Below are 26017 nucleotides of genomic sequence, written 5' to 3' on the forward strand. Positions count from 1 at the left end.
GCTTCGTCGTTCCTCCTCGCAATGACGGATAAAAGAAATTCGGTAAAACTATTGATCTGCGGCAAAAGCATTTTTTTTTAACTCTTAAAGTGGAATTATCATTTTAAAACTCAAATTTCTGCCCATATTGTAAATCCCTGACCGGCCGTTGGGCGATTGGTTATAATATTCGAAATACTTTAACCTGTTTAAATTAGACTGATAAGCAATATTGAAAATATTATCGGCCTGAAGAAATATATCGCAGATGGTTTTTCCTTTTCTTGTTATCAGCGTTGATCCGATCCCGCCATTAATTAAGGTATAGCCTGCCGTAAAGCTTTCTGTATTGTCAAGTGCATAAAATTTGTCCTGATCGGCGAAGAGGGCAGCATCGATTTTGATATAAGGTTTATCAAAAATGCCGATAGGTTTTTGAGCGGTTGCCTTGATTTCGGTTCTCACCTGCAAAGGCGGAATAAAAGGTAGATATCTGACCTCATCACCATACTGATCCAATAGTTCCCGGTTTTGATTCAATCCTACGGTATAAGCTAAACTATTATTGAAACTTAGCCATTTTAAAGCGTTGGGATGCAGATTGATAGAAATTTCCGCACCGTATAGCCTGGCTTTTGATTGCTGGTATTGATAGGTGAGGTTTCCCGGAACAATAACCACCTGATTCCCATTGGCATCGGTTAAGCGCGATTGATAAATGTAGTTGTGGATCTGGTTATTAAACAGTTCCAGGCTGATATCGGCATCTTTCAAATAGGCGATCATGCCAAGATCTTGCTGAAGGTTAAATTCTGGTTTAAATGTCCTGTTCCCTAAATATACAATGTGCGCACCCGGATCCAGTCCGTTGGAACCGATTTCTGTAATGTTTGGAGCCCGGTACCCCCTGGCAATGTTGGCCTTGATCAAAAACCTTTCTGAAATATTGTAAGTTAAACCCAGACTGCCAGATAAACCATAATAATTTTTAGTAAAAGATGGAAATTGCAGTTTTCCAGTTAGGTCGCCAGCACTTACCCGTTTATCAAAACACGTTAGCACATTAGTACCCACATAAAAATCATCCCAACTGATGTTTCTCCTGTCGATCCTGATCCCTCCCGAAACATCTACCTTTCCCATTGATTTTTTTGCAAAATAGAATGCACCAATATCAAAGAGTTTATAATCCGGGATTGGAAAATCGGTAGCATCCTTACTCTTGTTAACCTGGTACATGCCATTTAGTCCAACTGTACTTTCGATACCTGCAAAATCGGGCAGGTTGTACTTAAGATCATAATTAAAAGTGTTCAATACCACGTAAAGCCCGGGCTGATTTGGCCTTGTAGGGTGATTATATTCTCTTCTTACACTCTGTTGGCCGCCAACCAATACATTTAAATCACTGGTTCCGAATTTGAACTGACTCGTGTTATAAAAACGGAAGTGTTGAATGTGTTGATGTAAAGGGTTAATGATATAGGTATTCAGATCGCGTTCTGCTACAAGAGGCCTGTTTTTGATATCGTCCCCTTCATCCAACACCTGCCTGGTAAATCTTCTTGATAAAGAATCTCTACTACCATCTGGGATTTCCATTACATTATCATAATAGGTAACGGCTGTTTTAGAAAAACCCCAGCTTTTATCTAACCTGGCACTGGCAGATAGATTGTACTCTCTAAAAGCGGTTCCATACACCAATCCATCAATCTTATTCCGGTAATTATGTGCCATTTTTCCGGTAGCCCTAAAGGTATATTTCCAATCATTTTTGACGTAAGCCAGTCCTACTGACGAACCGATCATTCCATTATTGCTTTGATAATTTGCGGTAAGATCGCCTTTTAACTTCCCGTTTTCAAAACCAGGCGTATAGGGGATCATATTAATTACACCAGCCAATGCATCGGACCCATAGGTTAAACTGGCCGGACCTTTTACCACCTCTACCCTGGTAATGGCGTATTCATCTACCTCAATTCCATGTTCGTCGCCCCACTGCTGTCCCTCCTGCCTCAAACCATCGTACAAAGTTAGCACGCGATTGTAGCCTAAGCCCCTGATAAATGGTTTAGAAACGTTTGGACCGGTAGTAACTGCTGTAATACCAGGAACGCCTTTCACGATAGCATCTATTAAATTGGTATTTACGTTTTGGTCCATTGTTTTTCTGGAAAGTACGGCAATGGGTACCGGGCTTTTCCGTAATTGTGTGGCCCGGTTTACCCCGGTAATAACCACATCGTTTAAGTTGGAAGAAAGGCTTAATAAATCGGCATTAACCGTAACAGTATCTGCTTTCAACGTTACCCTGACTACATGAGCCTGATAACCAATGCCTGAAAACACCAGATCACAAATCCCGTAAGGAATTTCCTTTAATACATAACTTCCTGAACGGTTCGATTTTGTTGAACTTTTACTACCTGAAACTTTAACGGTGATATTTTCCAGAACTTCGCCATTTGATGTGACTATACCTTTTACTATCGCATGTTGTGCAATAGCATTTAGCGATATCAATAAACAGAAAAAACTAAGGGACAGCAATTTCATAAAAAATGATTTATCTAAATATAATTTTAGACAAATCTAAATTTTAATTTAAATATATCAAATAAAATATTTAGACAATATTTTATTTCATTTTGACTTTACTGCACAAGCTTGCTACCTAGCGCAGATGTTAGCGTGCTAAGCTTAAGTCACGGCGTGACTTGTGCTTTTAAATTATTTGTTGCTGAAAGGAAGTCTGTGGGAATATATCCTTTCCTGGCGGCGTATTTCTATCTTAGAAAACCCTATTTAAATGTTCTTGTACAGTTATCATCCCAAACCTTATTTTATCATGGGTAATTGGTCATAGAAAAGTAATTGAAACTAAACATCTAAAGGATTGTTGTGCCTAAGAATTTAAAACAATACAAACTATTTAACTAAAATATATGTTGGTGATCAATAATTTCGAGGAGTACGAATCCTATCTGGGTAAAGAGCTAGGCATTTCGCAGTGGCACACTATAGACCAGGAGCAGATCAATAAATTTGCGGATGCGACTTTAGATCATCAATGGATTCACACTGATACCGAACGGGCTAAAAATGAAGGGCCATTTAAGGCAACGATTGCACATGGCTACTTAACCCTGTCTTTAATCCCCTATTTATGGAAACAGATTGCCGATGTGCGCAATATTAAAATGGAAATCAATTATGGAATTGAGCGTTTTAAATTTGGCCAGGCTGTTTTAGTGAATAGTGAAGTACAATTAAAAGCCAAACTGATGTTCATCAGTAATTTAAGAGGGATTACTAAAGTAACCATTCAGGCTACACTTGTGATTAAAGACCAGCCTAAACCAGCTTACGTGGGCGATGTGGTATTCTTATACCATTTTATATAGATGCTTGGTAGATATGAAAACCTTAAGAATTTCATTTTTTATTCTCCTGTTGATTTAACTCGACAGGCACCCATACGTTTTCATGATTGTTACATTAAGGTGGAAACAATCCGGCTGGCCAGTCGTTAATTTACAGAGAAGATCAATAAAATTAAGATATGGAAAACATCATCACCCCTGTTCAGTTAATCAACAACCATGCAAATAACGGTAATAAAGCGACTTTAAAAATCGGAAGTAAGTTTCAATGGGATCCTAAATATGCCTCCAAAGAAACACCTTCCTTTGATTCTTTTAAAAGTGAAATCGAAAATTTTTACGAATACAAACTGGTATTTGGTTATGAAGGTGCAGTTGGCCAAAGTATTTACATGGTAACCGGTGTGAAATAAATACTGCAATCAGTTCTTAACTATCATCATAACTGGCACCTGACTACTCACACTTGACCAAAACGATTAGGTCAATAAGAAGTTTAGCGTAAAGTTTAATATATAAAAAGCCCGGATATCCACCCAGGCTTTTCTTATCAACTAACCTAAACTTATAAATACTAACCAAATATTTATACTGCAAAACTAGATATCGATTATTAATCCAGTGTTAAATATTTATCATCTGTTAAGTGCGTTTGATGATTAATCGTGATCGATACTCATGGTCGGGTCTGATTATAAAAAATTGAAGAACCTCAACACTTATTTCGCAGCCCGGGTTGCCTTATCAAAAGATAATACCAGGTTCTTTTGATCAATCTGATTTAACGGCATTTCATGTACATTTTTACCAAGGCCGGTCGTAAAGTAAACATCGGCTTTAACCGTCTCCCCTTTTTCAATACCATCTTCAAATAGCGCGATCCCAAACAAACTGCTGTCTACTTTTGATGAGGCCTTAATACTCACTGTACCCAGCGCATACTTGACATTATTCTTCAGGGTAACAACGCCCTGTTTATAGGTGTAACTTACTCCTTTCAATGTTTCCAGGTAGGTTTTATTTTTACTGGTAATCGGTTGATAGGTTTGGCCGTAACCTGAAAATCCACAGGCTGCCAGCACTGAAACAAAAATGATTTTTTTCATGATCTTATCAGAACTAAATAATACTTAAATATCACAAAAAAGCTTATTATAAATCAACTAAAACAAACTTTGAACCTGATAAATGAAGGATTTTACAAATTAATGAAGAAAGGCGTAAAAATACTGATATTCAGGGCATTTAATACATTTTAACCTGAAAACGACACCTAAATGATAACACATCACTTCGTCGATTTTCACCATATATCTTTGGATAATTATATCTCTAACTGAAAATTATTTTCATCACCATAACCAGCAAGGCTGCTGTTAATGTATTTAAAAAATTAACCATATTATTGCCAATTACGCCTCTACGCTCCAGCACAGCGCCCAAGATAGAATCAGTCAGGTTTCCCGCCGTGCCGGCAATAACGATCAAACAAAAATTCATATTCCATCCGGATCCGAGCGCCTCAATACCTGCAATAACAATACTGCCTGCCACACCGATCAATGTTCCTTCCAAACTGATTACCCCATCGTTTCCACAGCGGTCAGGTCTGAAAGACATCACATTAAAGAAACGCGTTCCATAAAGCATCCCCAGTTCAGATGATAAGGTATCTGATGTGGCTGAGGCAAAAGCGGCCGCCATTGCCGCAAGCATTAAATAGTTCAGCGAAGGATAAAACAGCATCACTACAGCCGCTACACCCGCAACCCCGGCATTAGCCAGTACCTGGAGTGCGGTACGGCCGTTCCTGGTTTCGGTTATCGTAGCAGAAATCTGTTTTTTATTTCGCTGCCATGAAGTGGCAGCAGAACCCAAAATAAAAAATGTGGTCATCATCGCCAGGCCGGTGTAACCAGCCGCAAAATAAATCAAGCAAGCCAGTATAGCTCCGGCAAACGCAGCTATAAAGGTAAGTTTTTTAGTTAAGATACTGTAAGCCATACCCGCCAGAACAATAACAGGCAAAAAGATAACGCTGTTTAACATCCGTCAAATATATTCGAATTATTTGTGAAACTTAAGCTAACCAATTAGCAGATGAGCAACAACCTGCACTCTCCCTCTTTTTCCAGCGGTGCCCGGTGGATACAGGGTAAACATTGTTGATCAGGATGAGCTACGGCCAGTCTCCACAAATGGCCTACTTCCAATTTTACAGGCCTTGCACCTGTTTTAGCCTGGTAATGCAGGTCAAAATAATGTTCCGTCAAAAAGCTTTCAAATTCGTCCTCTGAACCCTCGTGCAATTCGCTAAGCTTTTGTCTGATTTCCGGCACCCAAACTTTTTGTTCAGCTTGATCGTTAGGTAAGATTTCACTCGCAGCCCCATAATAAGTACATAAAAAAGTATCAGTACCAACGGGCGAACGATCTACATGAAAAGAATATACATCTGTTGATATGAAATCGAATTCTTCATCACGCTCGTAACTTTTAATTAAATTTAGCGAAGGTGACGCACCAGCCTCTGTTAAGCGTTCAAAATCGTGCATGATCTGTGTTCTTGCGATATTTCCCGGTTCTGAAAGTTTGAGCGCCCGGAGTTCATCCATCGAAATTTCCGTAAGATTTGTTTTTAGTTTGAGTTTAGATACAATTTCTTTAAAATCGCCTGATAGGTCTCGCTGCCAGCATACCGCATTCAGGTCGCCCTTAAAAGCCGTATCCATCAGTTGAGAAAAAGTGGAGACCACTGTAACCTGCGTACTTTCAGAAAATTTGTTTTCCATTTATATTTAAATCACACAACCATTTGCTGCAAAAGTAGGGATTACGTTAAAAGACAAGGTGAAAATCACCTTATTTTTAGAAAGAATAACTGGGCAACGCATTTTAAACGTTTTGACTATTGTCCAATCTTATCAACTGATACAATATCATTATAAGATTATGATAAACCTAAAGACAGGCTTTATTAAGTTTTATACTTTATTTTCCCATAACAAGCCGGTAGGTAAATGCAGTTTTTTTATCTGTCAAATCCCATTTCGAAACTTCATCCAAAACGGCTTGCTTATGCTTCTTGCTGATATCGCGAAGGGCATTACCTACTGACTTTCTCAGATATTCGCTATCATCAGATTTGTTTGTACCGATCAGCGCAATGGCAATTTTCGGATAATCTTTAAAATAAGGACGGCCCGTCCAAATGCGAAGACCTTCGGTTACTGCTCTTTTTACATTCGGGTTAGGCGCTGAAAGCCATTTTTTAATCACTGGAATACTTTTCCCGTAACCTATAATTTTGCAATATTGGTCGAAAGCTTTTGCCAGCATTTCCTGTACCCGCCAGTTTTGATCATCTGCCACGCGTGTTTCAAGGAGCGAAAGTGCTTCCGGGTGGGTTGGCGAGAGTATTCCTAACATATAGGTGGCCAGCATCCTTACCTGATAACTATCATCGGCTAAAAACTGAAGCGCAAGGTCGTAATGCGATTCATCCTGAATTGCAAAAATCTGGTCGCCGGCATCGATAATGTGCCTGAATCCATGTTCGATTTGCTTGATATGGTCAATGATTAACGGTATCATTCCTCAAGGCATAGGTTATTATTGTACTGCTTGTCCGTCCCTGGCCGGTGTATCCGATATTCTAACCTGAGATCTATTACTCAAATATACGATCTTAAATACATCCCTGGTCAATTTTTGGGTCAAAAATCAACCCATTCCGTAATAGAAAAAATGAGCCTAACAGTAAAACGGGCTCAACTTCAAAGGTATGCCTAATATGCTGCCTATAATAAAGTCCGGTTCGAAGCCTTATCAATAGCTTTATTATGATCGATCAACAGACAATCATCTATTCAAAATATTTATAAACGTTTAGTTTACCACAGCGTTCACCCTGGCTACAAAATCATCGATACTGAAAGGTTTCGCAATAAAATCGTCTGGATAGCATTTTCTGTTAACCTCTGCTACAGAGCAATGTGCAGACATCATCAGCACCGGAACACCAAGTGTACGCTGATCATTTTTTACCTCCCGGCACAAGTCGTGGCCACTGCCATCAGGCAGGCGAACATCCAAAATCACCAGGCTCGGATCAGTAAAAAGCAAATCTTTTCTAAAGCTCCGTATATCAGGATATAATTTAACCTCATAATTCTCTTCATCCAATAACAATCCTATGATCTCCCTGATATCACGATCGTCCTCTAAAACCATTATTTTCTTTTTCATCATCGTTCCCATGTGTATCAATATAACCATTTGGATGCCATTTGGTTTTATGAATTTAGAAACAATTAACCATCCGCGTAAAACATACTCATTTATTCAAGTCAGGATGGTGATTACCAATCCTGCAAAATTAATGGATTGATTTAGAGATAAGCATGATATTTCAATCAGGAAAAGGGTTCAGCCCAACACTTGTTTAATTCGAACAGGTCCCTTAATCTTTTTAACGTCTACTTCCTTACCTTTCTGGGTAATTAAAATCTTTCCATTATTGCAAAGGTCTATCGCCACCTCCATAACGGCCGCCATTTGTTCCCGCCAGTGACCGGGGAAGAGCATTCTGGCAATTTCTGATGGGCAGGTGCTTTTATCAGCCCCCCGCTGTTCAGCCACGGCCAATATGCGTTCTGCTATTTCTTTCTTTCCTTGCATCACCACTAAAACGCAAGCCATCTCCAATTGGTTTTGAAGAATGCCAGCACCAGACCAGTAAACGGTAAAACAATATGTTGCAGATACATTATCGAGATTTAAAATATACCAATTCACAGAATAAGCATTCGGCTTTAGAATTACTCAAAACTTTCAGCGTTTTATCAAGTTCTTATTGTAGCAACTTTAAAAATCCCAATGAATATCGGAATAATAGCACATCTAAAACATCCCATCCGCAAGCCATATATGGGCGGATTGGAGGCTTTCACTTACGAAATTACTAAAAGACTCATTGCCAGGGGGCATACGGTTACCTTATATGCAAGCGAACTGAGCGATCCTGACCTCAATGTTAATGTGATACTTACCGATGTAGATTACGACAGGGAAACGCTAAGCAGGTTCAGGTCTCATGAACTTAGTGAAGATTTTATATCTACACACCATGCTTATCTGGAACTGATGCAGGATATAGACGGCCGCAAACATGATGTGATCTTCAACAACAGCCTTAATTATGTTCCGCTTACCATGTCTACCATCACAACCACGCCAATGGTTACCGTACTACATACGCCTCCTATTTTTGAAATGAAGCGGGCCATGTTACAAGAACGTAAAACAGGCCGAATACGTTACGTGAGTGTTTCTAAACCCAATGCGCTTGCGTGGCAACCTTTTCTTAATCATTGTGAGGTGATTTGTAATGGTGTGGATATTTCATTATGGAAGTTTTATGCCAAACCCACTGGAAATTACGTGGTCTGGTTTGGAAGGATCCATCCTGATAAAGGCACACACATTGCTATACAAGCCGCAAAAATAGCAGGATATCCAATTAAACTGGCCGGCAGTATTGCTGATACACATTATTTTCAGACTTATGTTGAGCCGCTGCTTGGTGAGGGTGTGGAACTGCTGGGAAACTGCAGCCATGAAACACTTAATGAATTAATAGGCAATGCCAGATGCGCGCTCATTACTCCCTGCTGGGATGAACCATTTGGTCTTGTTGTGGCCGAAAGCCTTGCCTGCGGTACACCCGTAGCGGGGATCTCGCGTGGGGCACTTCCCTATCTGGTAACTGCCGGAACGGGTTGTTTAACAAGCAGCAACGATCCTGAAGAACTGGCAAACTGCATAACCAAGGCTGTTGATATGGATCGGGCAACCTGCCGACGCCAGGCAGAAGAAAACCTGGATATCGAACGGATGATCGATGCTTACGAAATATTGTTAACAGAGACCGTAAAAAGCGTAGCTTGATATGGAAATCGCTTTTTACGTTCATCACCATGGATCAGGCCATTTGATGCGGTGCCTGGCGATTGCTTCTGCACTTAAAAATTGTCACATCGCTTTTCTGGGAAGCAGGCTTGAACAGTATAGATCACTGATTCCTAACAACATAAAGCTCATTTCCCTACCGATGGATACGCCTGGCGATCAGGATCTTGACGTTGTGAATCAAAGCCCGGTCGGGCTGCATTATGCACCGCTAAATGTTAACGGACAACTGCAACGGGTAAACACAATCACCAGTTTTTTGGCCAGTAACCCTAATTTGCTGTTTATTGTAGATGTTTCGGTTGAAGTTGCTATGCTGTCGAAACTCTGCGGCGTACCCACGATTGTGGTGAGGCAGCATGGCCTGCGAGATGATTTACCACATCAAATCTGCTACCGCAATGCGATTGGATTATTAGCCCCGTTTGATGAGCGGATGTCTGGCCAGGTGCCGGAATGGATCAGCAACAAAACCTTTTACACTGGCGGGCTTAGCCGGTTTGCACCAAGTGCAGATTTGTCTGATGCCAGCAAACAGAATGTAGCCGTACTGATCGGAAGTGGTGGCACAAGTATAAACAACCATTTTCTGGAACATCTGTCTGTTCAATGCCGGCAATGGATATTCCATATTGTAGGCAATATCCACAGTTCGAAAAACATCAATAATTTACATTTCTACGGAAAGCTGGAAGATCCCCGCACTGTTCTGGCAAACTGCTGCCTTGTAATAGGCAATGCCGGCCATAACACGGTGATGGAATGTGCTTCGCTCAATAAACGTTTCATTGCCGTATCCGAAGAACGTCCGTTTAAAGAACAGGAAGAAAAAGCACGTATTATCGAAGACCTGGCTCTCGCAGTACACATCCCCGCTTCTGAGATATTCAGGGTTGATTGGGAAGAAATACTTGAAAACTCGTTAGCCAGTCGCCCCAACTGGAATGGATTAATCAGCAGTGATGCAGCTGAACGTGCTGCAGCCTATTTAATGCATACCCACCGCACCGTCTTTCAGCACAATTAAGTTAATTTAAGCGCAGTTTCAATTTCCGGGGCTGAAGGCATGCGCTTTAATTCAAGACTATCTTTAGACCATCTAATTAATCCTGCTCGTTCAAACTTGCTTAGCCAGCCCTCCATAGGCCAGATACCCCATTTTCCCTGAAAAGCCTTTGCATTGCTGATGATGTCTAAAAGATGGTTCATTGGAGGGTCGTAACTTGGATGATATTGATGGAAGGCTGTTGCGCTTATAGTAATCATCGGTATTGCTTTTGCTTTAGCGGAAAAAGCGAAGTCGGTATCTTCTGCCCCATAACCGATAAAAAGCTCATCAAATCCGCCAATTTCCTTAAAAGTGGTTTTCCTACAGCCAAAATTAAGCGACCAAAAAAGTTCATAAGGATATTGATCAATATTTTCACGGATAGGATCTGCTATGCTATATTCCATCAGACGTTCGAAAAAGTCATTTTTTTCCATCGCCTTAGCGGTTAAATATCGTACACGACCTGAAATAAGTGAATCAGCGCTGGAAAAAGCTTCAATATAAAGAGAAAGAAAATCTGGTGCCGGGATACAGTCAGCATCGAGAAATATTACGTGATCACAAGATGCTAGCGAAACCGCAGCATTTCTTGCCGCTGCCAGCGGTAGTTGATGCACGCTGTTCACCACTTGCTGTTTGACAGGAAAAGTTGAGGATGGCATTTGATAGGGTTCCTCATTCATATGTATAACTACGAGTTCAGTTGGTTTTGGTGTGCAGCGTTCCAATCCAAGAACCATATTAACGAGTGCAGTACGTCGGTTTTTAACAATCGTAACCAGTGAGATATCCATATTATAATTAACCATTACAAAGGTCAAAAAGTTTAGCAGAATCTGTTTGTAGACATTATTTAAATAGTAGAAAGGGAGTATTTTAACACACCATACCGATTTTTATCATCATCATATGATTGTCAGCATTTTGCTTATTTCGGCAAATTGCTTACCAATGTCGTATATTTGTTACATATCAAATCCAAACAGCCTATAGCAAAAAAGCCCTACTTAAATCATTTCAACTAGTTATCTATGAGAAAATATATTCTGAGCATCTTCTGCATCATTTTATCATTAAGCTTTTTCTTATTGGCTACGAGTGGTAAAAAAATCGGGCATCTAAAAACCGTTGCCAGGGTTTCAACCCCAATTAAACCGAGTTATGATGCGTATGCAAAATCACTTTATAACCAGGTTCATTTAAAAGATTCTGGTTTGACCTACCCTGTATTTGAAAAAGCACTTACAGGATATTATAACCTTAAGGAAGCTGGTAGATTATCTGAGCATGCACTTTTAAGTATTGCAGATTTTGATCAAAAAAGCACCAGGAAAAGGCTTTATGTGTTAGACTTAAGTAAAAAGCGAATTGTATTAAATACCTGGGTGGCACATGGGCAGCGCAGTGGTGAAGATGAAACGGTAACATTTTCCAACCAAAACGATTCGTATAGCAGCAGTATCGGCTTTTACGTTACCGGTGAAGAATACGTAGGCGCCCATGGAAGATCGCTCCGCTTAGATGGTATGGATGCAGGATATAATGATAATGCGAGAATGCGTTCCATTGTCATTCATGGTGCACCATATGTAAGCCAGGGTACCATTGAGGCTTTAGGGCGTTTAGGACGCAGTCAGGGTTGTCCGGCGGTGAATCCTAAACTATCCGATCAATTGATCAGTGCAATGGGTGAAGGAAGTGTGCTTTTTATCAATAAAAGTGCAGAGAAATATGCTTCCCGTTACCTGGATGAGAAGCAGGCCGCACTGGCTGCGCTACCAGCCCTGAACAATAACACTGATCAGGGCCAGTTCCACATGGACTAAGCCTTATTCAAGTGCGTATAAAGTACAGCATCCTGACCATAAATATCATTGGCAAACATCAGCTTACCGCTATTTGAATCTTTCCAGCAGGTAAAGTAGACCAGGTATACCGCAACCTGTTTAGGAAGAGAAATGTTTTCGGCTTTTGGATCTTTGCTTTGCATTCCTTCTTTAATTTTATCGAATTTTCCGCCCGGACCAAAAAGCACCCTGGCAAGTTCCATAGGCTTTTCCAGCCTAACACAACCATGGCTTACCGCCCTCACCGCCAGGTTAAAGGCTGCTTGGGCTGGTGTATCATGCAGGTAGACACTGCTTTGGTTATTAAAAAGGAATTTGATTTTACCCAACGAATTGTCGGCGCCCGGCTGCTGCTTGAAGGTATAGGTTTTTCCTACATCAGGTGCAGACCAGTCGATAGTCTCCGTATCCTCAACCTTTTTTCCTTTATAAAAAACGTCAATATTTTTATTGCTTAAATAATAACGGTCTTGAGAGGCATACTTCACAATTTCATTACTGGCTATACTTTCAGGGATATTCCAAACCGGATTAACCTGCACACTATGGATCATACTTTTCAGTTGAGGAGTTTCCCGATTAAATGCCCGGTCTTTTTTCAGGTCGTTTTCATCATATTCAGTTAAAGAGGTTGACTGTCCGGTATTGCGCCCTTCCCCCACGCATACCTTCATGCTTAAAACCGGTTTTTGTTTTTCCATTACCTGAAGTTCAAAAGCTGGTATATTTACCCATACATACTTATCTTCCTGTTTGGCAGTGTGCCATCTCAGGCGTTCCATATTTACTTCTATAATTCGCCTCGTTTCTTCAGCAGAATGACCAGGAGCGGTAATTTTCTGACTCAGCGCAGTCTGTAGCGTTTTATAGGCTTCAGATTTGGGTTGGATACTATCTAAAAAAGCTGTGATGCTACTGGTTTGATATGGCTTTTTAAACGAAATGGAATCTGGTCGGAGTACCTTGGTGTAAAATTGTGCAAATATTTTTCTGGGGCTTACTATTCCGTATTGCATAGCCGCCGCATAATCGGTAATAGCGCCACTTGCAATCAATTCGAGATCAATAACCGCATCATAAGCTTTATCAATCGTATTTACCTCTATTTTGGAGTAAATTTTCTCTAACGCTGCGTTAAATTTAGCGGCCTGGAAGTTTTCAGCCGAAAGACCGTGTTCTTCTGCCGCACTAATTTTTTTCGCTGCATTTTTTAATCCACTGTCGGGAAGAAATTTAGCTATTAAAACCGGTTGGTAATCTGCCTGCTCGTAAATTTGCTCCGTAAATTTTGGGTTCGACATCGATTTCCCTCTTTTGCTTAATGCCGCTTTCAATTTATCGTTCAACACCTCAGCATCAAGGTCTTTATACAATTTAATACCGGTAATTTTGGTTAGTTCGGCACCAGTTTTTGATTTAGGCTTGTTACAGGCCTCCATTAGTATCAAACATGGTAAAAGCATCAATAGGCTTCTCAAAAGTTTAGGTACTTGTTTATTTTTCATGCTCATATAATTGGTTTTTCGTCAAATTGTTTTTACAAACCACATAATCACCTGTTAATTAATGATTTATTTTTTCAAGAAATTAAGATTAAGAGGTTTACAAAAGCGCGGCATTCCACTTCTGATAAAATGTATTTAAAAAAATTAAAGTTGTGACTTGAATTGTTCACGTTGAGCCAGGCCCATAATAAGCTTAATGAAATATCAAAACCTCTTAAAACATTTCAAAAAAATTTGCTCCAAGCGACCATTGACAGCCCCAACAAAAGAATCGTCATCTCCGTAGCAACGCGAAGTGGAAAGATCTTTGGATTAAGTTGACCGAAATCAAATTAAAAGATCTCTCTACTGAGGTAGAGATGACGATCATATCATTTACATTAATGTTTATGCAATAATTTATCCCTCAGGATGAGCGTTGATCGATTAAGGATGCCCGCTTCCACCAGCTGCACCGTAAATCTGTCCGGTTGCGTAACTTGCGCTATCATCTGCCAATTGCACATAAATTGATGCCAACTCTGCTGGCTGGCCTGGCCGCGCCAAAGGCGTTTGTTCGCCAAACTTTTCAATTGCATCCTGTGGTTGGCCGCCACTGGTTTGCAGCGGAGTCCATACGGGGCCCGGTGCCACGCCATTTACACGAATGCCTTTAGGACCAAGTTGTTTTGATAACGATTTTACGAAAGCCACATTGGCTGCTTTGGTCTGTGCGTAGTCAAAGAGGTTTTCTGAAGGGTCGTATGCCTGTACTGAACTGGTTGATATAATCACCGATCCAGGTTTTAAGTGTGGTAATGCAGCTTTGGTAATCCAGAACGGGGCGTAAATATTCGTTTTCATCGTGGCATCAAATTGCTCTTCACTTAATTCAGAAAGTGAGTCAACCGCCTGTTGTTTACCAGCATTATTTACCAATATATCCAGGCCGCCCAGTTTTTCTACCGCATCATTGACCAATTGCTTGCAAAATTCGCTGCTGGTAATATCACCAGGGATAGCGTATGCATTTTGCCCTGCATCGGTAATAAGCTGAACTACTTCATCGGCATCAGTCTGCTCTTCAGGCAGGTAATTGATTACCACATCAGCACCTTCACGTGCATACGCTATGGCTGCTGCCCGGCCAATACCGGAATCTCCGCCTGTGATTAAAGCTTTTCTGCCCTTCAACCTGCCGGAACCTCGGTAACTTTCCTCACCATGATCTGGCTGAGGGCTCATTTTACTGGCCAGCCCGGGAGGTTGCTGTGGCTGGCGCTGAAAGGGAGGTTTAGGATATTGCTCCAACGGATTCTTTAATGTTGTATTTTGTTCATTTTTCATAGTAAAATATTTTGATGTTTGCTTAAAGCAACAAGGCTAAAATGGCCTTTGTTCAAATTATTTTCATTTAAATTCATTAATCCTGTGAAGAATGGACTTAACAGTTACCACTGTAAACGTTTTCCTGCCCGATAATAATCTGCGCCATCGGATTTTTAGCGAACTGCCCGGCATGATCCCTGTTGTTGTTCAGGTAGCGGTAAAAAAAGCCTGGTAACCTGCTTAATTTGATAATCAAGATGTTGTTTTTGCCATATCAGAGTATTGGATTTTAACACTCGTTTCCTATAGTTCTGCTCAATACCTAACCGTGCTTGTTTGTACATGAAAACAAAATACAAAAAGCCAATAACTGCATTTTAACGATCAATCAATTGATATTACTTATCCTTTTTGAACGGAGGAGCTAAAAAGTTAAAAATAAGCCTGTTCAAGTAATCTGGTCGCTCAAATGGCACATAATGTGTGGCATTCGGCACGATTTCCAGCTGGGATTTAGCTATACTGGCTGCAATGAGCTTAGTATGCTCGGCTTTAATTACATCGTTACTTCCAGCGACAACTAATACAGGGTTTTGGATTTGCTGCAATTGTTCAGGAGTCATGTTAGGTTGCGCCAACATTAGCTGAATCAATCTGGGGTTTTGGCTTGGGGCTTTCGCCAGCAATTGATGTTTAAAAGAGGCCATCAAACTATCCGAAATACCAGACGGATAAAGGTTGGCACCTATGGTTACAATTTTGCTGACCATATCCGGATGTGCCAGATTAAAACTTAATGCGGTATTCCCTCCGTCGCTCCAGCCAATGATATTCACTTTTTTCAAATCCAACGCGATAAGCACTTTGTATAAATCGTTAGCAAATTTGTCATAACTATATGGCTCTTCAGATAAATCAGTACTTCTTCCCTGGCTTCTGGTATCAATGGCGATAACCCTGCAGTGCTTTGCAAAAAAGGGTATTTGACGATAAAAATCTGCTATGCTTCCATTATTTCCATGTAAAAGTATCAACGGTTCTCCTTTACCATACTGTTCAGTGTAAATTCTTGCATCGCCAAGATCAATATAACTACCTCTCTTATTCCTTCCGTAGCCGCTTTTAATGGATTCCCGCTTGTGCTGATAGTAATCTGCTAACATCGCGATCTCCGGACTGTTATCAGCCAATGAATTTTCCTGCGGCTTTAGGTTTTCCCCTCCTTTCTGGTATCGGATATCAAGATTAGCAATAAACGTTCCCGCACTGTTTTCCCAGTTTCCCTGTTTTTGATATCGGAAAAGAAGATCCTTAGCCAGGGTCTTTTTTGCTGAAACCCCAAAAATAAAATTTCCACTACTGTCTGGCACATAATCAACAAGCTGCAGGGTTACGGCAATCTGATCCAAACCGTCAAAATTCAGATGATGTGGTGCAAGATCTATTTTTTGCCAGCCTAAAGAAGTAGTCCGATAGGTAATAAGTTTTCTTAAAAGATTGCTGTCTGGTAAATTATTTTTTACCGCATATAGATTAAACTTTAAGGTAATAGAAGCGTATTTTGAGCTGGGGATAATGTAAAAATTATAAGCTTTAAGTACAGTCTGATGATAGATCTCAAAAATATTTCCCTGTTCAATACTTGGAACATTTTTGTCAAACATTCTGGAAAAAGTTATCATCGGTCTGGATCGCTGCCCTATAAGCTGCTCCTTCATTTTGTTCCCTTTTATAACCACTTCAGCCATATCAAAAACCTTTTCTTTAAGGGTAACCAACATTCCGGGTTTGAATTCTGAACGCCCAACTTGCTGGTCATTAAAACCAACGGCGCTGAAGATTACAGGACTTTGTGATAAGCTATCCGGGATAACCAGTTTAAACATACCGTAGCCACTGGCTACAGTACCGACTTTACTATTTTTAATACCTATTGAGCAATGCGGAACGGGTTGCCGGTTGGAATCTCTTACAACACCGGTCAATATGTATTGTGCGTTTGCATTAATGAAGATAAACAGCGCTAGCAACGTAAAATATAGTTTTTTAAAAAGATGTATTATTATTTCCATATTAACGAGATGATTAAACCAATCAGATTGGTTGCATCAATACACCCAAAAAATAACTTTACCCGATGGATTCCACAACATTTACTTATACTGATCAACAATACCAGCATAAAGCTTTTGATCTAAATTTCTAATATCTTTGTTTTATTCTGGCTATGGCAAAAAAAGCACAAGACATCCCGGTTAACGTTTTACCAAATGGCACCAGCCGGGGCATCATGATGTTAAGAAAAATACTTTGATGGGTTTCCTGACAATGAGCAGGTTAGCAGGCCCCATCGTGATGATGGCTATACCTTTATATTGCAGGAAAACGGAATCACCAATATTGAGATAGATTTTCAAATCTGCAGCATTCAGGCTCCTGCAATCATCTACCTCCATCCGAGTCAGGTTCACCGACTCATCGCATTTGAAAAAGCCGAACTCAGTACCTGGATTATTGCGGAGGAAAACCTCCATCCTAAGTACCTAAGGATGTTAAACGAGCTGATGCCGGCAAGTGCTTTGGCACTGAGCAATGAAACACTTGCCATTTTTTTGCAGGTGGCTAGTCTATCTCATAACCTTTACACAAAACCTGACGAAAACTTATATCGTTCCACACTGATAGAGATCATTAATAGCCTGGCCGCACTCACCAGTTCACTATATCAGGCCCAATCCAGCCTTACTGAAAACCGCACCAGGTTTAATATCGTAGCCAGAGCCTTCAGAAAGGAATTAGACCTTCGTTACAAAACCGTAAAGCGTCCGGCATTGTATGCAGATTTCCTGAACATCTCTGTCTCATATCTCAATGAATGTGTAAAGACTGCTACAGGGCAATCGCTTTCAAACAATATCCAACAACGCGTAATGTTGGAAGCTAAAAGGCTTCTTTATCATTCAGACAAATCAGTAAAAGAAATCGCAATTGAACTTGGTTATGATGATTATTCCTATTTCATAAGGCTGTTCGTAAAAGTAACCGGATCAAAACCGTTATACTTCCGGAATAAAAACCGCGGATAGTCCTATACTTACGCCGTATAGACATTCTTTAAACGCATTACATGACGTTCCTTTGTGCTATTAAACAAGCCATATGGAAACTTCAAAAAAAATAAATTTAATAAACGGAATTGATATCGCTATTGTTGGTGGAGGACCTGGCGGACTCGCCCTTGCGCGATTATTACAGCTTAAAGGTGCTCACGTGAATGTATACGAAAGAGATCTTAATCAAAAGGCACGCGTACAGGGTGCAATTGTGGACCTGCACTATCATTCAGGACTGAAAGTGCTTGAAGCAGCGGGACTGATGGATGCTTTTAAGGCCCGATATATGCGCGGGGCAGACAGTTTCAGGTTAGTAGATGAAAATGCGAATGTTTTAGCGGATGATTATTTTCAAAGTGGCCGATATACGTTCGGCGATGAACATTTTCGTCCCGAAATTGACAGGGGTGCCCTTAGGGATATCCTGATCGATTCGTTACTACCGGGTACGGTGGTCTGGGACAGTCAGCTGATTCACCTGTCTCTCAGTAACGAGCGATGGGAAATGCAGTTCAAAAATGGCACTCATGCCAGCTCGGATCTGGTTATCGGCTGTGACGGGCATCGCTCCGGCGTCAGGGAATACCTAACAGATATCCAGTCAGTGTATTCGGGTGCCAGCATCATTCAGGGAGAGATTGATGCCCCACAAACAGCTTGTTCTGAACTGTACTCCATGATCAACAATGGAAGCCTTATGGCAGCAGGACAGGGAAAGATGCTGATGGTACAGCCAAGGGGCGACGGTGGCCTGACCTTTTATGCAGCATCAATGTACCCGGAAAACTGGGAAAAAGTTAGTGGTATAGATTTCCGTATTTCAAGGGAAGTAAGTGATTATCTCAATAATTTTTATGATGGCTGGCATCTGGCATTTCATACAATGTTCAGTGCCTGCACACATTTTACCTACCGGCCACTTCATTATCATCCGTTAACACTACGCTGGCAAACCAAACCCAACATTACGGTTTTGGGAGATGCCGCTCATCTGATGCCGCCAAACGGCGAGGGTGTAAATCTGGCGATGCTGGATGCGCTTGACCTAAGCGAGTGCCTGACTAACGGCACTTATCAAAATATCGAATATGCGTTAAGGGCTTATGAAGATAGGATGTTTGCAAGAGCTTCTCCTATCTGTGAAGAGACCGTAGAAGGGATTGAGGATTTCGCTTCACCAAACAAAGAAGCCATCCAAAAACTTATACAGGTTTTCGGTAATGATGGAAATGTTTGAAATAATACGCGGTAGAATTGCAGCATTTTATTTATGAATAACTGCTTTTTTCTTATACCGCTTAAAATGACATTTAAGTATGTTAATCACCCAGAAGTGAACCCGAAATTTAAAAATTTCGGGTTCACGTGATGTAGAATTTAAATGGGAGTAACTTCAGGTAATTTATCGTTGGATGCCGTCTCATTCAACAGATCGATAAGTGCCTTAGCCGTTGGGCCGGCCGATAATGGATTTTGACCGGTAACGAGCAAGCCGTCCTTTTCCACATGCGATAAAAATGGCACAAGAGCTGTTTTTACTTCAGCACCGAGTTCTTCCAGTTTAGTTTGAAGCAGATAAGGTACATTGCCACTTCTGCCCACCAAAGTTTCTTCGGTATTGCTGAAAGCTGAAACGATTTTTCCCTTTAAAAAACCCGGACGTTGTCTTTCTGCACTGATCAATGCCGCCGGCCCATGACATACCGCAGCAACCGGTTTACCAGCATCCAGGAAATCAAGGATTAAAATTCCGCTGTTATTGTCTTGTGCAAGATCCCATATTGGGCCATGGCCTCCGGGATAGAACACCGCATCGTAATCGTCAGACCTGATCTGATCTAAAACCTGGGTGTGCGAAAAGGCTGCTTTCGCTGCCTCATCGTCATTGTACCTACGGTTAGCGCCGGTTACATGTTCAGTTAATTCACTCATCGGATCTACGGGAGGCCTCCCTCCTTTTGGACTGGCTAAATTTACCTGATAACCTGCATCTATAAACTCATAATAGGGATCTGTGAACTCACCTAACCAAACACCTGTTTTTCCATCAGTATTTTCCATCCCGCTATGTGATGTTAATACCATCAATATCTTCTTCATAAAAGCCTTATTTAATATCATCGGGTTCTAGTTCATTTCCTTCTTCATCAACACGCTGGTGTTCGTTCCAGTTTGAATCCTGGTCGGTTTTATCCTGCTGCTTCACATTTTCCTCCTGTGTTTGCAATTCCTTTTCTTTAGGGTCTACCATAACAATGATTTTAGTTTAAATAACAACAGCGCCGGACATAAATAGTTCAGTAAAATGAATAATATGCGTAAATTCCAGGTTGCTTAACCCATAGCCTGTTATTTATAATTGATTAAAAATTAATAACCTATATTTATCGTAAGAGACTTATCATGATCAAAAAAGAAATTTTAACAGACAGGCTGATATTGCGTGAACTGGAGACACATGACCATTCGTTTATCTTTCAGCTGGTTAATTCTGCAGGCTGGCTGGAATTTATTGGCGACAGGAAGATAAAGACAGATGAAGATGCGCTGGCCTATGTTGAAAAGATCATAGCTAATCCCTTAGTCAAATATTGGATAGTGAAACCGAAGGCAAATGATCTGCCGCTGGGAATTATCACACTTATTAAAAGAGACGATCTGGAATATTATGATATTGGCTTTGCTTTTTTAACGGGCCATACAGAAGTAGGATATGCCTATGAAGCTACAAGCGCCGTACTTGATATGCTCCCTGATTCGATTCTGACAGATAAAATACTGGCCATTACAACAGATCGAAACAGCCGCTCAGTAAAGCTACTGGAAAAATTGAAATTTAAATACGAGCGCCAGGTGGATATTGCAGGAAAAACAATGTTGCAATATGCTTTAAGCACAGATGAGATACAGATCGGCAAAATTACCCGTTCATTTTTTAAACTATTTGATAATACTTTGAATGAACCTGATTTTGAACCGGTTTACCAGCTATGCACTACTTCTGCAAGCATCATCAGAAAATCTGCTATCCATGCAGATGTTTACGGGCTGGAATCTTTTATTGAACCACGAAGAAAAATATTAACAGATGGTACATTACAACAATTCACAGAATTCGAAACAGATGAAGAAACCAGGATTATCGGAAATATCGCACAGCGGTACTCAAAATACCGGAAACAAGGCATGCTAAACGGCGTTTATTTTGAGGGCCGCGGGCATAAGTTCTTTCATTTTATGAAAGAGGCAGGCGAATGGAAAATTGCACACGTTATCTGGGAGGATGAAGTTTAAATCTAAATAAGAAAGTGATAAATGTATCCAATTTCCAAAACCAGTGCCAGCTACTTTTGAGCCTGACCTGAAGGTATCGGATATTGATGATTTTAAATCATTGCGTTTTCCTGATCAGTAAGTGATAAATGGCCAGGCAACCCGGAATCATCGGAAGAATTGCGGTCCACATGCCCGGAAAGTAGTACTGCCCGGTGGTTTTAACATAAAAATTGGGCATCATCGGGATTGTGGCACCTTTAATTGATGCTGTTAATGAATGCGGATCATTTGGAAGCAGCTCAGGGGCAATAAGCGGAAAAATAAAATGGGTAAATTCTGCTACACCCGGACCGATAAATATAAACCAGGCTACAAATCCTGCAATCGGGACTTTATAACACAGTCCAAGTGAAGTAAGGGTATAAATAACCGGACCGATTAGCGCAAACACCATCAAAAAACTCTTTTCGCTCCATGGAATACCAAATAGCCTGCTCATGGCTGGCGCAAAGCCCATGAGGTATTCCTCAACAATGTGAATCTGTAAAGCAGCAACGGTAAGGATAAAAAGCGGTAGGATAATGTTGGGTTCTACCGGTTTTTTCAGATACGTAAAATACCAGCAGCACAGGCCAACAAGTGCCGAGCCTCCTACAATGATAACAGGTGGAAGCCCGATAGAAAGATATCCTATAATGGGTGCTACAACCGTAAACGTACAGGCTGCCATAACGCTTAACTTCTGGGATGATGATAACGGATTTTTCATAACAGATGAATTTTAACCCGAAAGTACAACCCTGTCACGCCCCTGCATTTATCATATGATAAAAACTATTTCATAGCCCTGATTCTGCTTAACGATACCTGTGTAATACCGAGGTAAGAAGCCAGATCGGCCAGACTGATGCGTTGCAAAAGTGGTCCGTGTGCTTGCAGAAACTTATGGTAAGCGATCTGAGCTTTTTCTTCAAGGGTACCGCCAATTCTTTCCATCATATTTACCGCAGCAAGTGCGAGAAGTTTCCGGTAAAAGGTTTCCATGGAATGATACCGCTTGCAAAGCATTTCCAGGTCATCGTAATTGAGACAGGTAATCTCAGTATCTTCAAGCGCTTGTACAGCATAGGCAGAAGGCCGCTGAGCTAAAAAACTGTCAATAACCGTAAACATACTTCCTTCCGCGAAAAAGCGCATAATAAATTCCCGGGTATCGGTATAAAAGAAAGTTTTAATCAAGCCACTGTCTATAAAATAGATCCGCTTACATACCGCCCCGGTTTCGAGGATCAGCTCTCCTTTACGATATTTCTTTTGATAAAGTTTTGATCGCATACTTTCGTTTGCTTCGCTTTCAAGAGGGGAAAGTGATGAGACAAAAGCTAAAAAGTTAGTTGCATCGGCAAAGTGATCGGTGATCATGACCACAAATTACAAAAATAGCGGTAAAATTTGGCTCAACATTATATTTAAATCTGCGTGAAAGGAAATAACCGGTTTGATCTGATGGGAGTAATAATGATAACCTTTGTAATAAAAAAAGCTGCGGGAAACCTCCGTTATCCCACAGCCGTCATCAACAAACTAATTTTTTTTTATTTCTCCCCTATTACTTCCCCGCAGGTTAGCATATTTTTTGGGTAATAAGGATTTTCGATTTTCTTGTCGTTACTTAACCAGGTCACACCAGTCATTGGGCATTTCTGCTGGTAAACGGTTGTATTTTCTGGTTTCAACTTATCAATGATTACCCAAAGCTGTTCAGATAACTTTTCCATAATTTTTCGCTGCTCATCCAACGACGAAGACGCAGCGATTTGATCAGCCAATGCTTTAATGCTTATACGGGTAGTTGTGGCCACGTTCATTTGCTGCAAAGTGAGCTTTTTAAATTTGAATTGACCAAGTGCTGCTGAAAATTCAGTAGAGGAAATAGCCGTTTTTTTGGCGTCGGAAATCACCAGGCCATTCTTCATTCCCATATAACTGCTGATAATGGCTTTTTTTTGCGTTTCTCTTTGCTTCACCAATTCAGGTACTACTTCCTGCGAAGACGTTTTTACTTGTGCTTTTACGGTAAAAACCAAGCCACTTACAGCCATAACTGCTGCCAATATATACTTTTTCATACTATGGGTTTAAAGTTGTTTTTTTCATAATTTTGTCTATTTCCCGTTGCATATCTGCCAGGTGTATGGCTTCAATTCCTGTTGTTTGAGGTATTAAGGCGTTTACTTTTTTTCTGATGGCCTGGATATGAGCAATGGCTTCAAGCCTCACATCACTACGCTGTGCACTATTCATCATCTTACCATCTGCCACATCTTTTGGATTAATTAACATGCCGACTTTTTCCAGGTAAGAACGTTGTAAACTCCTCAAATACGAATCCTGTAAAGGATTATTAGATTCCTTTTTCCATACCAAAGGCAGCAGATCATTTAGAAACTCGCTTACCGGATAAGGATCTTTTGCATTTAAAGCTTTCTGACTCAGGTTGAACAATAAACCCTGACTTAAGAAAATATTCAACATCTGCGTTTGCTGATCGGAAATATCTTCCATAGGCTTCAGGTTGATATAATCGGAAATTTCTTTCGGATATAACCATAGTGGAGCGTCGAATACCTGGCGACCAACATAGTCAACCGCATTTTTAACCTTTTGCTTTGGGATTTCTGCATAGACCACACCTTTTTCATCCACGCTTCTTTTGGTTACGTATCGGTTGCCCACGCTTTTGAGCACATGGTAAAGGTAGCGGCTATACTGGGCAACAACTCCTTTGTGCAATTCCGCTAAATTATCATATTGATCGCCAGACTCATAAGTCCACTGCTTCAGATTAGCAACCACGCGTTTAAGGTTTTTTATCCCGTAATCACTGGCAGCAACAGCATCATCACCTAAATCTTCTGCCTGGCTCCTCGGGTCTTCATCCTTACCTTCACCACCAAACCATAATCTCGGGTTTTTAGTCAGCGTATCGGTCGTCATTTTACTAAGTAGTTTTTCTTCGGCAAATTCATCCTTTTCGCGATCGAAATAGCGATAGCCCCAGTTGATTGCCCATTCGTCATATGCGCCAATTCTCGGATAAATGCCTTTAGGCCCAATATGGTCTTCAGGCTGCGCTACATAGTTAAAACGTGCATAATCCATTATGGAAACCGTATGTCCGTTTTTCTCTACCCAGGCCTTATCGCGTAATTTTTCAACCGGCGTTTGGCTACTGGCGCCCATGTTATGCCGAAGTCCCAAAGTATGCCCCAGCTCGTGCGAAGAAACAAAACGGATCAATTGTCCCATAAGCTCATCATCAAACTGCATTTTCTGTGCCCTTTTATCCAGCGGACCAGCTTGTATCATGTACCAGTTGTGTACCAGTTTCATCACGTTATGATACCAGCCAACATGGCTCTCCATAATCTCGCCGCTACGTGGATCGCTGATCCGTGGTCCGTAAGCATTTGGCGTTTCCGAAGCATAGTAACGGATGACCGAGAAACGGGCATCTTCCAGGCTCATGGTCGTATCCGCTTCGGGCCATTCTTTACCTATAATGGCGTTTTTAAAACCAGCCTGCTCAAACGCTTTCTGCCAATCATTTATTCCTGCAATAAGATAAGGGCGCCATTTTTTTGGCGTAGCCGGATCAATGTAATAAACGATTTGCTTTTTAGGTTCAACCAGAATCCCTTTTTTGTATTTTGCCACATCTTGCTTTTTAGGCTCTAAACGGTAGCGCTGTACAATATATTTGGTTTGTGTACGCTGGTAATCTTCATCAAAAAGAATGTATTTATTAGCAAAAAAGCCAACTCTTTCATCAAAAAGACGCTTACGCATGGGCACTTTCGGCAATAGAATAATCGAAGTATTTAACCTTAAAGTAGTAGCTCCGGTAATTGCACCAACCGTAAAACCCGGACCAGAGGTTGCATAGGTTTTGGTGGTTTTGATTTCGGTGTTTATCGGATAACAGGAAATACGTTCAATAAAAGAGCGGTCATCAGCTAAAGCGCTAAGTTTCTTTGCCGATTTTTCTTCAGCCGGGATAGCTACTACGGCAACATCCTTCTTAAAGAAGTCGGTTACATCAATAACATAGTTTCCTGTTAATGGATTTTTAGCTTTGATATCGAAACTGGCAATAATCGGGCTTTCCTGCGACTGCATTACCGCCTGAAAAATCGGACCTTCGGTAGTTTTACTTTCCTGGCGATAAACAACCCCTTTTAAAAAGAGGTTGTTATTGTTTCCTTTCTGAAAAAATAGGGTTTGCTCATTTACTTTCTCACCACCGAAACTTCCATAACCTTGCGGCGTAGTCACGTACCGGGTTACCGCCAGCAGGTATCTGCCAAGCAAAGTGTCTGGCACTTCGAAATACCATTTTTGATCTACCTGGCGAACATTAAAAAGCCCATTCTGGGCTATAGCGGTAGAAGGAATAACTTTGGTGTAATCCATCGGTGCTTTTTTGGCAGCACTATCAGGTTTAACTACAGGTTTTTGACCAAATGCAGTAAGGGAGAGCGTACATGCGATCGGAAATAGGACTGATTTAAAATTCATC

At 40.9% G+C, this 26017-nt stretch carries 26 protein-coding genes; 9 read left to right on the forward strand and 17 right to left on the reverse strand.

Annotated elements, in window-relative coordinates; all coding sequences use genetic code 11:
* Positions 1-84: 84 nt before the first annotated feature.
* Positions 85-2541 (reverse strand): TonB-dependent receptor, encoded by a 2457-nt coding sequence (locus tag ACIQXP_RS07015; RefSeq protein WP_387504988.1) that lies wholly within the window; start codon positions 2539-2541, stop codon positions 85-87.
* Positions 2542-2930: 389 nt separating this feature from the next.
* On the opposite strand from ACIQXP_RS07015, the gene ACIQXP_RS07020 reads away from it, so the two are divergent.
* On the forward strand, positions 2931-3389 hold the full coding sequence (locus tag ACIQXP_RS07020; RefSeq protein WP_387504987.1) for a MaoC family dehydratase: 459 nt from the start codon (positions 2931-2933) through the stop codon (positions 3387-3389).
* 158 nt (positions 3390-3547) lie between these two features.
* Complete coding sequence (locus ACIQXP_RS07025) at positions 3548-3781, forward strand: hypothetical protein (protein ID WP_090985604.1); 234 nt, start codon at positions 3548-3550, stop codon at positions 3779-3781.
* A gap of 306 nt (positions 3782-4087) precedes the next feature.
* On the opposite strand, the gene ACIQXP_RS07030 is transcribed toward ACIQXP_RS07025, so the two are convergent.
* The 6 genes from ACIQXP_RS07030 to ACIQXP_RS07055 all read right to left on the reverse strand — a co-directional run bounded on the left by ACIQXP_RS07030 (position 4088) and on the right by ACIQXP_RS07055 (position 8165).
* On the reverse strand, positions 4088-4474 hold the full coding sequence (locus ACIQXP_RS07030) for a hypothetical protein (protein WP_387504986.1): 387 nt from the start codon (positions 4472-4474) through the stop codon (positions 4088-4090).
* A gap of 226 nt (positions 4475-4700) precedes the next feature.
* Positions 4701-5417, reverse strand: coding sequence for a DUF92 domain-containing protein (locus ACIQXP_RS07035; RefSeq protein WP_293742961.1), 717 nt, complete (start codon positions 5415-5417; stop codon positions 4701-4703).
* Positions 5418-5461: 44 nt separating this feature from the next.
* Complete coding sequence (locus ACIQXP_RS07040; protein WP_293742962.1) at positions 5462-6160, reverse strand: DUF1826 domain-containing protein; 699 nt, start codon at positions 6158-6160, stop codon at positions 5462-5464.
* 199 nt (positions 6161-6359) lie between these two features.
* Entirely contained in the window at positions 6360-6962 is a 603-nt protein-coding gene (locus tag ACIQXP_RS07045) for a DNA alkylation repair protein (protein WP_387504985.1), read from the reverse strand.
* A gap of 294 nt (positions 6963-7256) precedes the next feature.
* A complete protein-coding gene (locus ACIQXP_RS07050) occupies positions 7257-7646 on the reverse strand; it encodes a response regulator transcription factor (protein ID WP_293742964.1) in 390 nt (129 codons plus the stop codon).
* Positions 7647-7796: 150 nt separating this feature from the next.
* Positions 7797-8165, reverse strand: a complete 369-nt coding sequence (locus ACIQXP_RS07055; protein ID WP_387504984.1) for a DUF3253 domain-containing protein — start codon at positions 8163-8165, stop codon at positions 7797-7799.
* 81 nt (positions 8166-8246) lie between these two features.
* Here ACIQXP_RS07055 and ACIQXP_RS07060 point away from each other — a divergent pair, with 81 nt between their 5' ends.
* A complete protein-coding gene (locus ACIQXP_RS07060; RefSeq protein ID WP_387504983.1) occupies positions 8247-9317 on the forward strand; it encodes a glycosyltransferase family 4 protein in 1071 nt (356 codons plus the stop codon).
* Position 9318: 1 nt separating this feature from the next.
* On the forward strand, positions 9319-10365 hold the full coding sequence (locus tag ACIQXP_RS07065) for a glycosyltransferase (protein WP_387504982.1): 1047 nt from the start codon (positions 9319-9321) through the stop codon (positions 10363-10365).
* Here the strand turns inward: ACIQXP_RS07065 and ACIQXP_RS07070 are convergent.
* The gene (locus tag ACIQXP_RS07070; RefSeq protein WP_387504981.1) at positions 10362-11183 is read right to left on the reverse strand and encodes a glycosyltransferase family 2 protein; all 822 of its coding nucleotides are present in this window, start codon (positions 11181-11183) and stop codon (positions 10362-10364) included. The two genes, ACIQXP_RS07065 and ACIQXP_RS07070, sit on opposite strands and share 4 nt — an antisense overlap.
* A 237-nt stretch (positions 11184-11420) precedes the next feature.
* Between ACIQXP_RS07070 and ACIQXP_RS07075 the strand changes: the two genes are divergently transcribed.
* Positions 11421-12215 carry a murein L,D-transpeptidase catalytic domain family protein gene (locus ACIQXP_RS07075; protein WP_387504980.1) on the forward strand — a complete coding sequence of 265 codons (795 nt, stop codon included), beginning with the start codon at positions 11421-11423 and terminating at the stop codon, positions 12213-12215.
* On the opposite strand, the gene ACIQXP_RS07080 is transcribed toward ACIQXP_RS07075, so the two are convergent.
* Entirely contained in the window at positions 12212-13741 is a 1530-nt protein-coding gene (locus ACIQXP_RS07080) for a L,D-transpeptidase family protein (RefSeq protein WP_387504979.1), read from the reverse strand. The genes ACIQXP_RS07075 and ACIQXP_RS07080 overlap by 4 nt on opposite strands.
* Before the next feature lie 426 nt (positions 13742-14167).
* Positions 14168-15067, reverse strand: coding sequence for an SDR family oxidoreductase (locus ACIQXP_RS07085; RefSeq protein ID WP_293742971.1), 900 nt, complete (start codon positions 15065-15067; stop codon positions 14168-14170).
* 91 nt (positions 15068-15158) lie between these two features.
* Here ACIQXP_RS07085 and ACIQXP_RS07090 point away from each other — a divergent pair, with 91 nt between their 5' ends.
* Positions 15159-15284, forward strand: coding sequence for a hypothetical protein (locus ACIQXP_RS07090; protein WP_387504978.1), 126 nt, complete (start codon positions 15159-15161; stop codon positions 15282-15284).
* A 163-nt stretch (positions 15285-15447) separates the two neighbouring features.
* On the opposite strand, the gene ACIQXP_RS07095 is transcribed toward ACIQXP_RS07090, so the two are convergent.
* Positions 15448-17121, reverse strand: coding sequence for an alpha/beta fold hydrolase (locus ACIQXP_RS07095; RefSeq protein ID WP_387504977.1), 1674 nt, complete (start codon positions 17119-17121; stop codon positions 15448-15450).
* A 303-nt stretch (positions 17122-17424) separates the two neighbouring features.
* On the opposite strand from ACIQXP_RS07095, the gene ACIQXP_RS07100 reads away from it, so the two are divergent.
* Both ACIQXP_RS07100 and ACIQXP_RS07105 read left to right on the forward strand, forming a co-directional pair.
* The gene (locus ACIQXP_RS07100) at positions 17425-18135 is read left to right on the forward strand and encodes a helix-turn-helix domain-containing protein (RefSeq protein WP_387504976.1); all 711 of its coding nucleotides are present in this window, start codon (positions 17425-17427) and stop codon (positions 18133-18135) included.
* Positions 18136-18208: 73 nt separating this feature from the next.
* Positions 18209-19399: an FAD-dependent oxidoreductase gene (locus ACIQXP_RS07105; RefSeq protein ID WP_387504975.1), complete on the forward strand. Its 1191-nt coding sequence runs from the start codon at positions 18209-18211 to the stop codon at positions 19397-19399.
* A gap of 140 nt (positions 19400-19539) precedes the next feature.
* Here ACIQXP_RS07105 and ACIQXP_RS07110 read toward each other — a convergent pair whose 3' ends face one another.
* Both ACIQXP_RS07110 and ACIQXP_RS07115 read right to left on the reverse strand, forming a co-directional pair.
* Complete coding sequence (locus tag ACIQXP_RS07110; RefSeq protein ID WP_293742976.1) at positions 19540-20262, reverse strand: type 1 glutamine amidotransferase domain-containing protein; 723 nt, start codon at positions 20260-20262, stop codon at positions 19540-19542.
* A 7-nt stretch (positions 20263-20269) separates the two neighbouring features.
* A complete protein-coding gene (locus ACIQXP_RS07115; RefSeq protein ID WP_293742977.1) occupies positions 20270-20413 on the reverse strand; it encodes a hypothetical protein in 144 nt (47 codons plus the stop codon).
* A gap of 152 nt (positions 20414-20565) precedes the next feature.
* On the opposite strand from ACIQXP_RS07115, the gene ACIQXP_RS07120 reads away from it, so the two are divergent.
* Positions 20566-21456, forward strand: a complete 891-nt coding sequence (locus ACIQXP_RS07120) for a GNAT family N-acetyltransferase (protein WP_387504974.1) — start codon at positions 20566-20568, stop codon at positions 21454-21456.
* Between the two features lie 97 nt (positions 21457-21553).
* Here the strand turns inward: ACIQXP_RS07120 and ACIQXP_RS07125 are convergent, their stop codons facing one another.
* The 4 genes from ACIQXP_RS07125 to ACIQXP_RS07140 form a co-directional block, all read right to left on the reverse strand.
* Positions 21554-22207, reverse strand: coding sequence for a hypothetical protein (locus tag ACIQXP_RS07125; RefSeq protein ID WP_293742979.1), 654 nt, complete (start codon positions 22205-22207; stop codon positions 21554-21556).
* Positions 22208-22272: 65 nt separating this feature from the next.
* Complete coding sequence (locus tag ACIQXP_RS07130) at positions 22273-22860, reverse strand: Crp/Fnr family transcriptional regulator (protein ID WP_293742980.1); 588 nt, start codon at positions 22858-22860, stop codon at positions 22273-22275.
* 173 nt (positions 22861-23033) lie between these two features.
* Positions 23034-23567 carry a DUF3347 domain-containing protein gene (locus ACIQXP_RS07135; protein WP_293742981.1) on the reverse strand — a complete coding sequence of 178 codons (534 nt, stop codon included), beginning with the start codon at positions 23565-23567 and terminating at the stop codon, positions 23034-23036.
* Position 23568: 1 nt separating this feature from the next.
* Positions 23569-26016, reverse strand: a complete 2448-nt coding sequence (locus tag ACIQXP_RS07140; RefSeq protein ID WP_293742982.1) for a zinc-dependent metalloprotease — start codon at positions 26014-26016, stop codon at positions 23569-23571.
* Position 26017: the final 1 nt, after the last annotated feature.

It is taken from the genome of Pedobacter suwonensis (genome assembly GCF_044762335.1).
Taxonomy (GTDB): domain Bacteria; phylum Bacteroidota; class Bacteroidia; order Sphingobacteriales; family Sphingobacteriaceae; genus Pedobacter.

Coding starts and splice junctions, on each gene's coding strand:
- ACIQXP_RS07035 (WP_293742961.1), bottom strand. CDS start 5,417: ATGTTAAACAGCGTTATCTTTTTGCCTGTTATTGTTCTGGCGGGTATG.
- ACIQXP_RS07050 (WP_293742964.1), bottom strand. CDS start 7,646: ATGGTTATATTGATACACATGGGAACGATGATGAAAAAGAAAATAATG.
- ACIQXP_RS07110 (WP_293742976.1), bottom strand. CDS start 20,262: ATGAAGAAGATATTGATGGTATTAACATCACATAGCGGGATGGAAAAT.
- ACIQXP_RS07040 (WP_293742962.1), bottom strand. CDS start 6,160: ATGGAAAACAAATTTTCTGAAAGTACGCAGGTTACAGTGGTCTCCACT.
- ACIQXP_RS07080 (WP_387504979.1), bottom strand. CDS start 13,741: ATGAAAAATAAACAAGTACCTAAACTTTTGAGAAGCCTATTGATGCTT.
- ACIQXP_RS07025 (WP_090985604.1), top strand. CDS start 3,548: ATGGAAAACATCATCACCCCTGTTCAGTTAATCAACAACCATGCAAAT.
- ACIQXP_RS07135 (WP_293742981.1), bottom strand. CDS start 23,567: ATGAAAAAGTATATATTGGCAGCAGTTATGGCTGTAAGTGGCTTGGTT.
- ACIQXP_RS07120 (WP_387504974.1), top strand. CDS start 20,566: ATGATCAAAAAAGAAATTTTAACAGACAGGCTGATATTGCGTGAACTG.
- ACIQXP_RS07020 (WP_387504987.1), top strand. CDS start 2,931: ATGTTGGTGATCAATAATTTCGAGGAGTACGAATCCTATCTGGGTAAA.
- ACIQXP_RS07070 (WP_387504981.1), bottom strand. CDS start 11,183: ATGGATATCTCACTGGTTACGATTGTTAAAAACCGACGTACTGCACTC.
- ACIQXP_RS07015 (WP_387504988.1), bottom strand. CDS start 2,541: ATGAAATTGCTGTCCCTTAGTTTTTTCTGTTTATTGATATCGCTAAAT.
- ACIQXP_RS07140 (WP_293742982.1), bottom strand. CDS start 26,016: ATGAATTTTAAATCAGTCCTATTTCCGATCGCATGTACGCTCTCCCTT.
- ACIQXP_RS07060 (WP_387504983.1), top strand. CDS start 8,247: ATGAATATCGGAATAATAGCACATCTAAAACATCCCATCCGCAAGCCA.
- ACIQXP_RS07085 (WP_293742971.1), bottom strand. CDS start 15,067: ATGAAAAATGAACAAAATACAACATTAAAGAATCCGTTGGAGCAATAT.
- ACIQXP_RS07095 (WP_387504977.1), bottom strand. CDS start 17,121: ATGGAAATAATAATACATCTTTTTAAAAAACTATATTTTACGTTGCTA.
- ACIQXP_RS07075 (WP_387504980.1), top strand. CDS start 11,421: ATGAGAAAATATATTCTGAGCATCTTCTGCATCATTTTATCATTAAGC.
- ACIQXP_RS07045 (WP_387504985.1), bottom strand. CDS start 6,962: ATGATACCGTTAATCATTGACCATATCAAGCAAATCGAACATGGATTC.
- ACIQXP_RS07065 (WP_387504982.1), top strand. CDS start 9,319: ATGGAAATCGCTTTTTACGTTCATCACCATGGATCAGGCCATTTGATG.
- ACIQXP_RS07105 (WP_387504975.1), top strand. CDS start 18,209: ATGGAAACTTCAAAAAAAATAAATTTAATAAACGGAATTGATATCGCT.
- ACIQXP_RS07125 (WP_293742979.1), bottom strand. CDS start 22,207: ATGAAAAATCCGTTATCATCATCCCAGAAGTTAAGCGTTATGGCAGCC.
- ACIQXP_RS07130 (WP_293742980.1), bottom strand. CDS start 22,860: ATGATCACCGATCACTTTGCCGATGCAACTAACTTTTTAGCTTTTGTC.
- ACIQXP_RS07115 (WP_293742977.1), bottom strand. CDS start 20,413: ATGGTAGACCCTAAAGAAAAGGAATTGCAAACACAGGAGGAAAATGTG.
- ACIQXP_RS07090 (WP_387504978.1), top strand. CDS start 15,159: ATGGACTTAACAGTTACCACTGTAAACGTTTTCCTGCCCGATAATAAT.
- ACIQXP_RS07030 (WP_387504986.1), bottom strand. CDS start 4,474: ATGAAAAAAATCATTTTTGTTTCAGTGCTGGCAGCCTGTGGATTTTCA.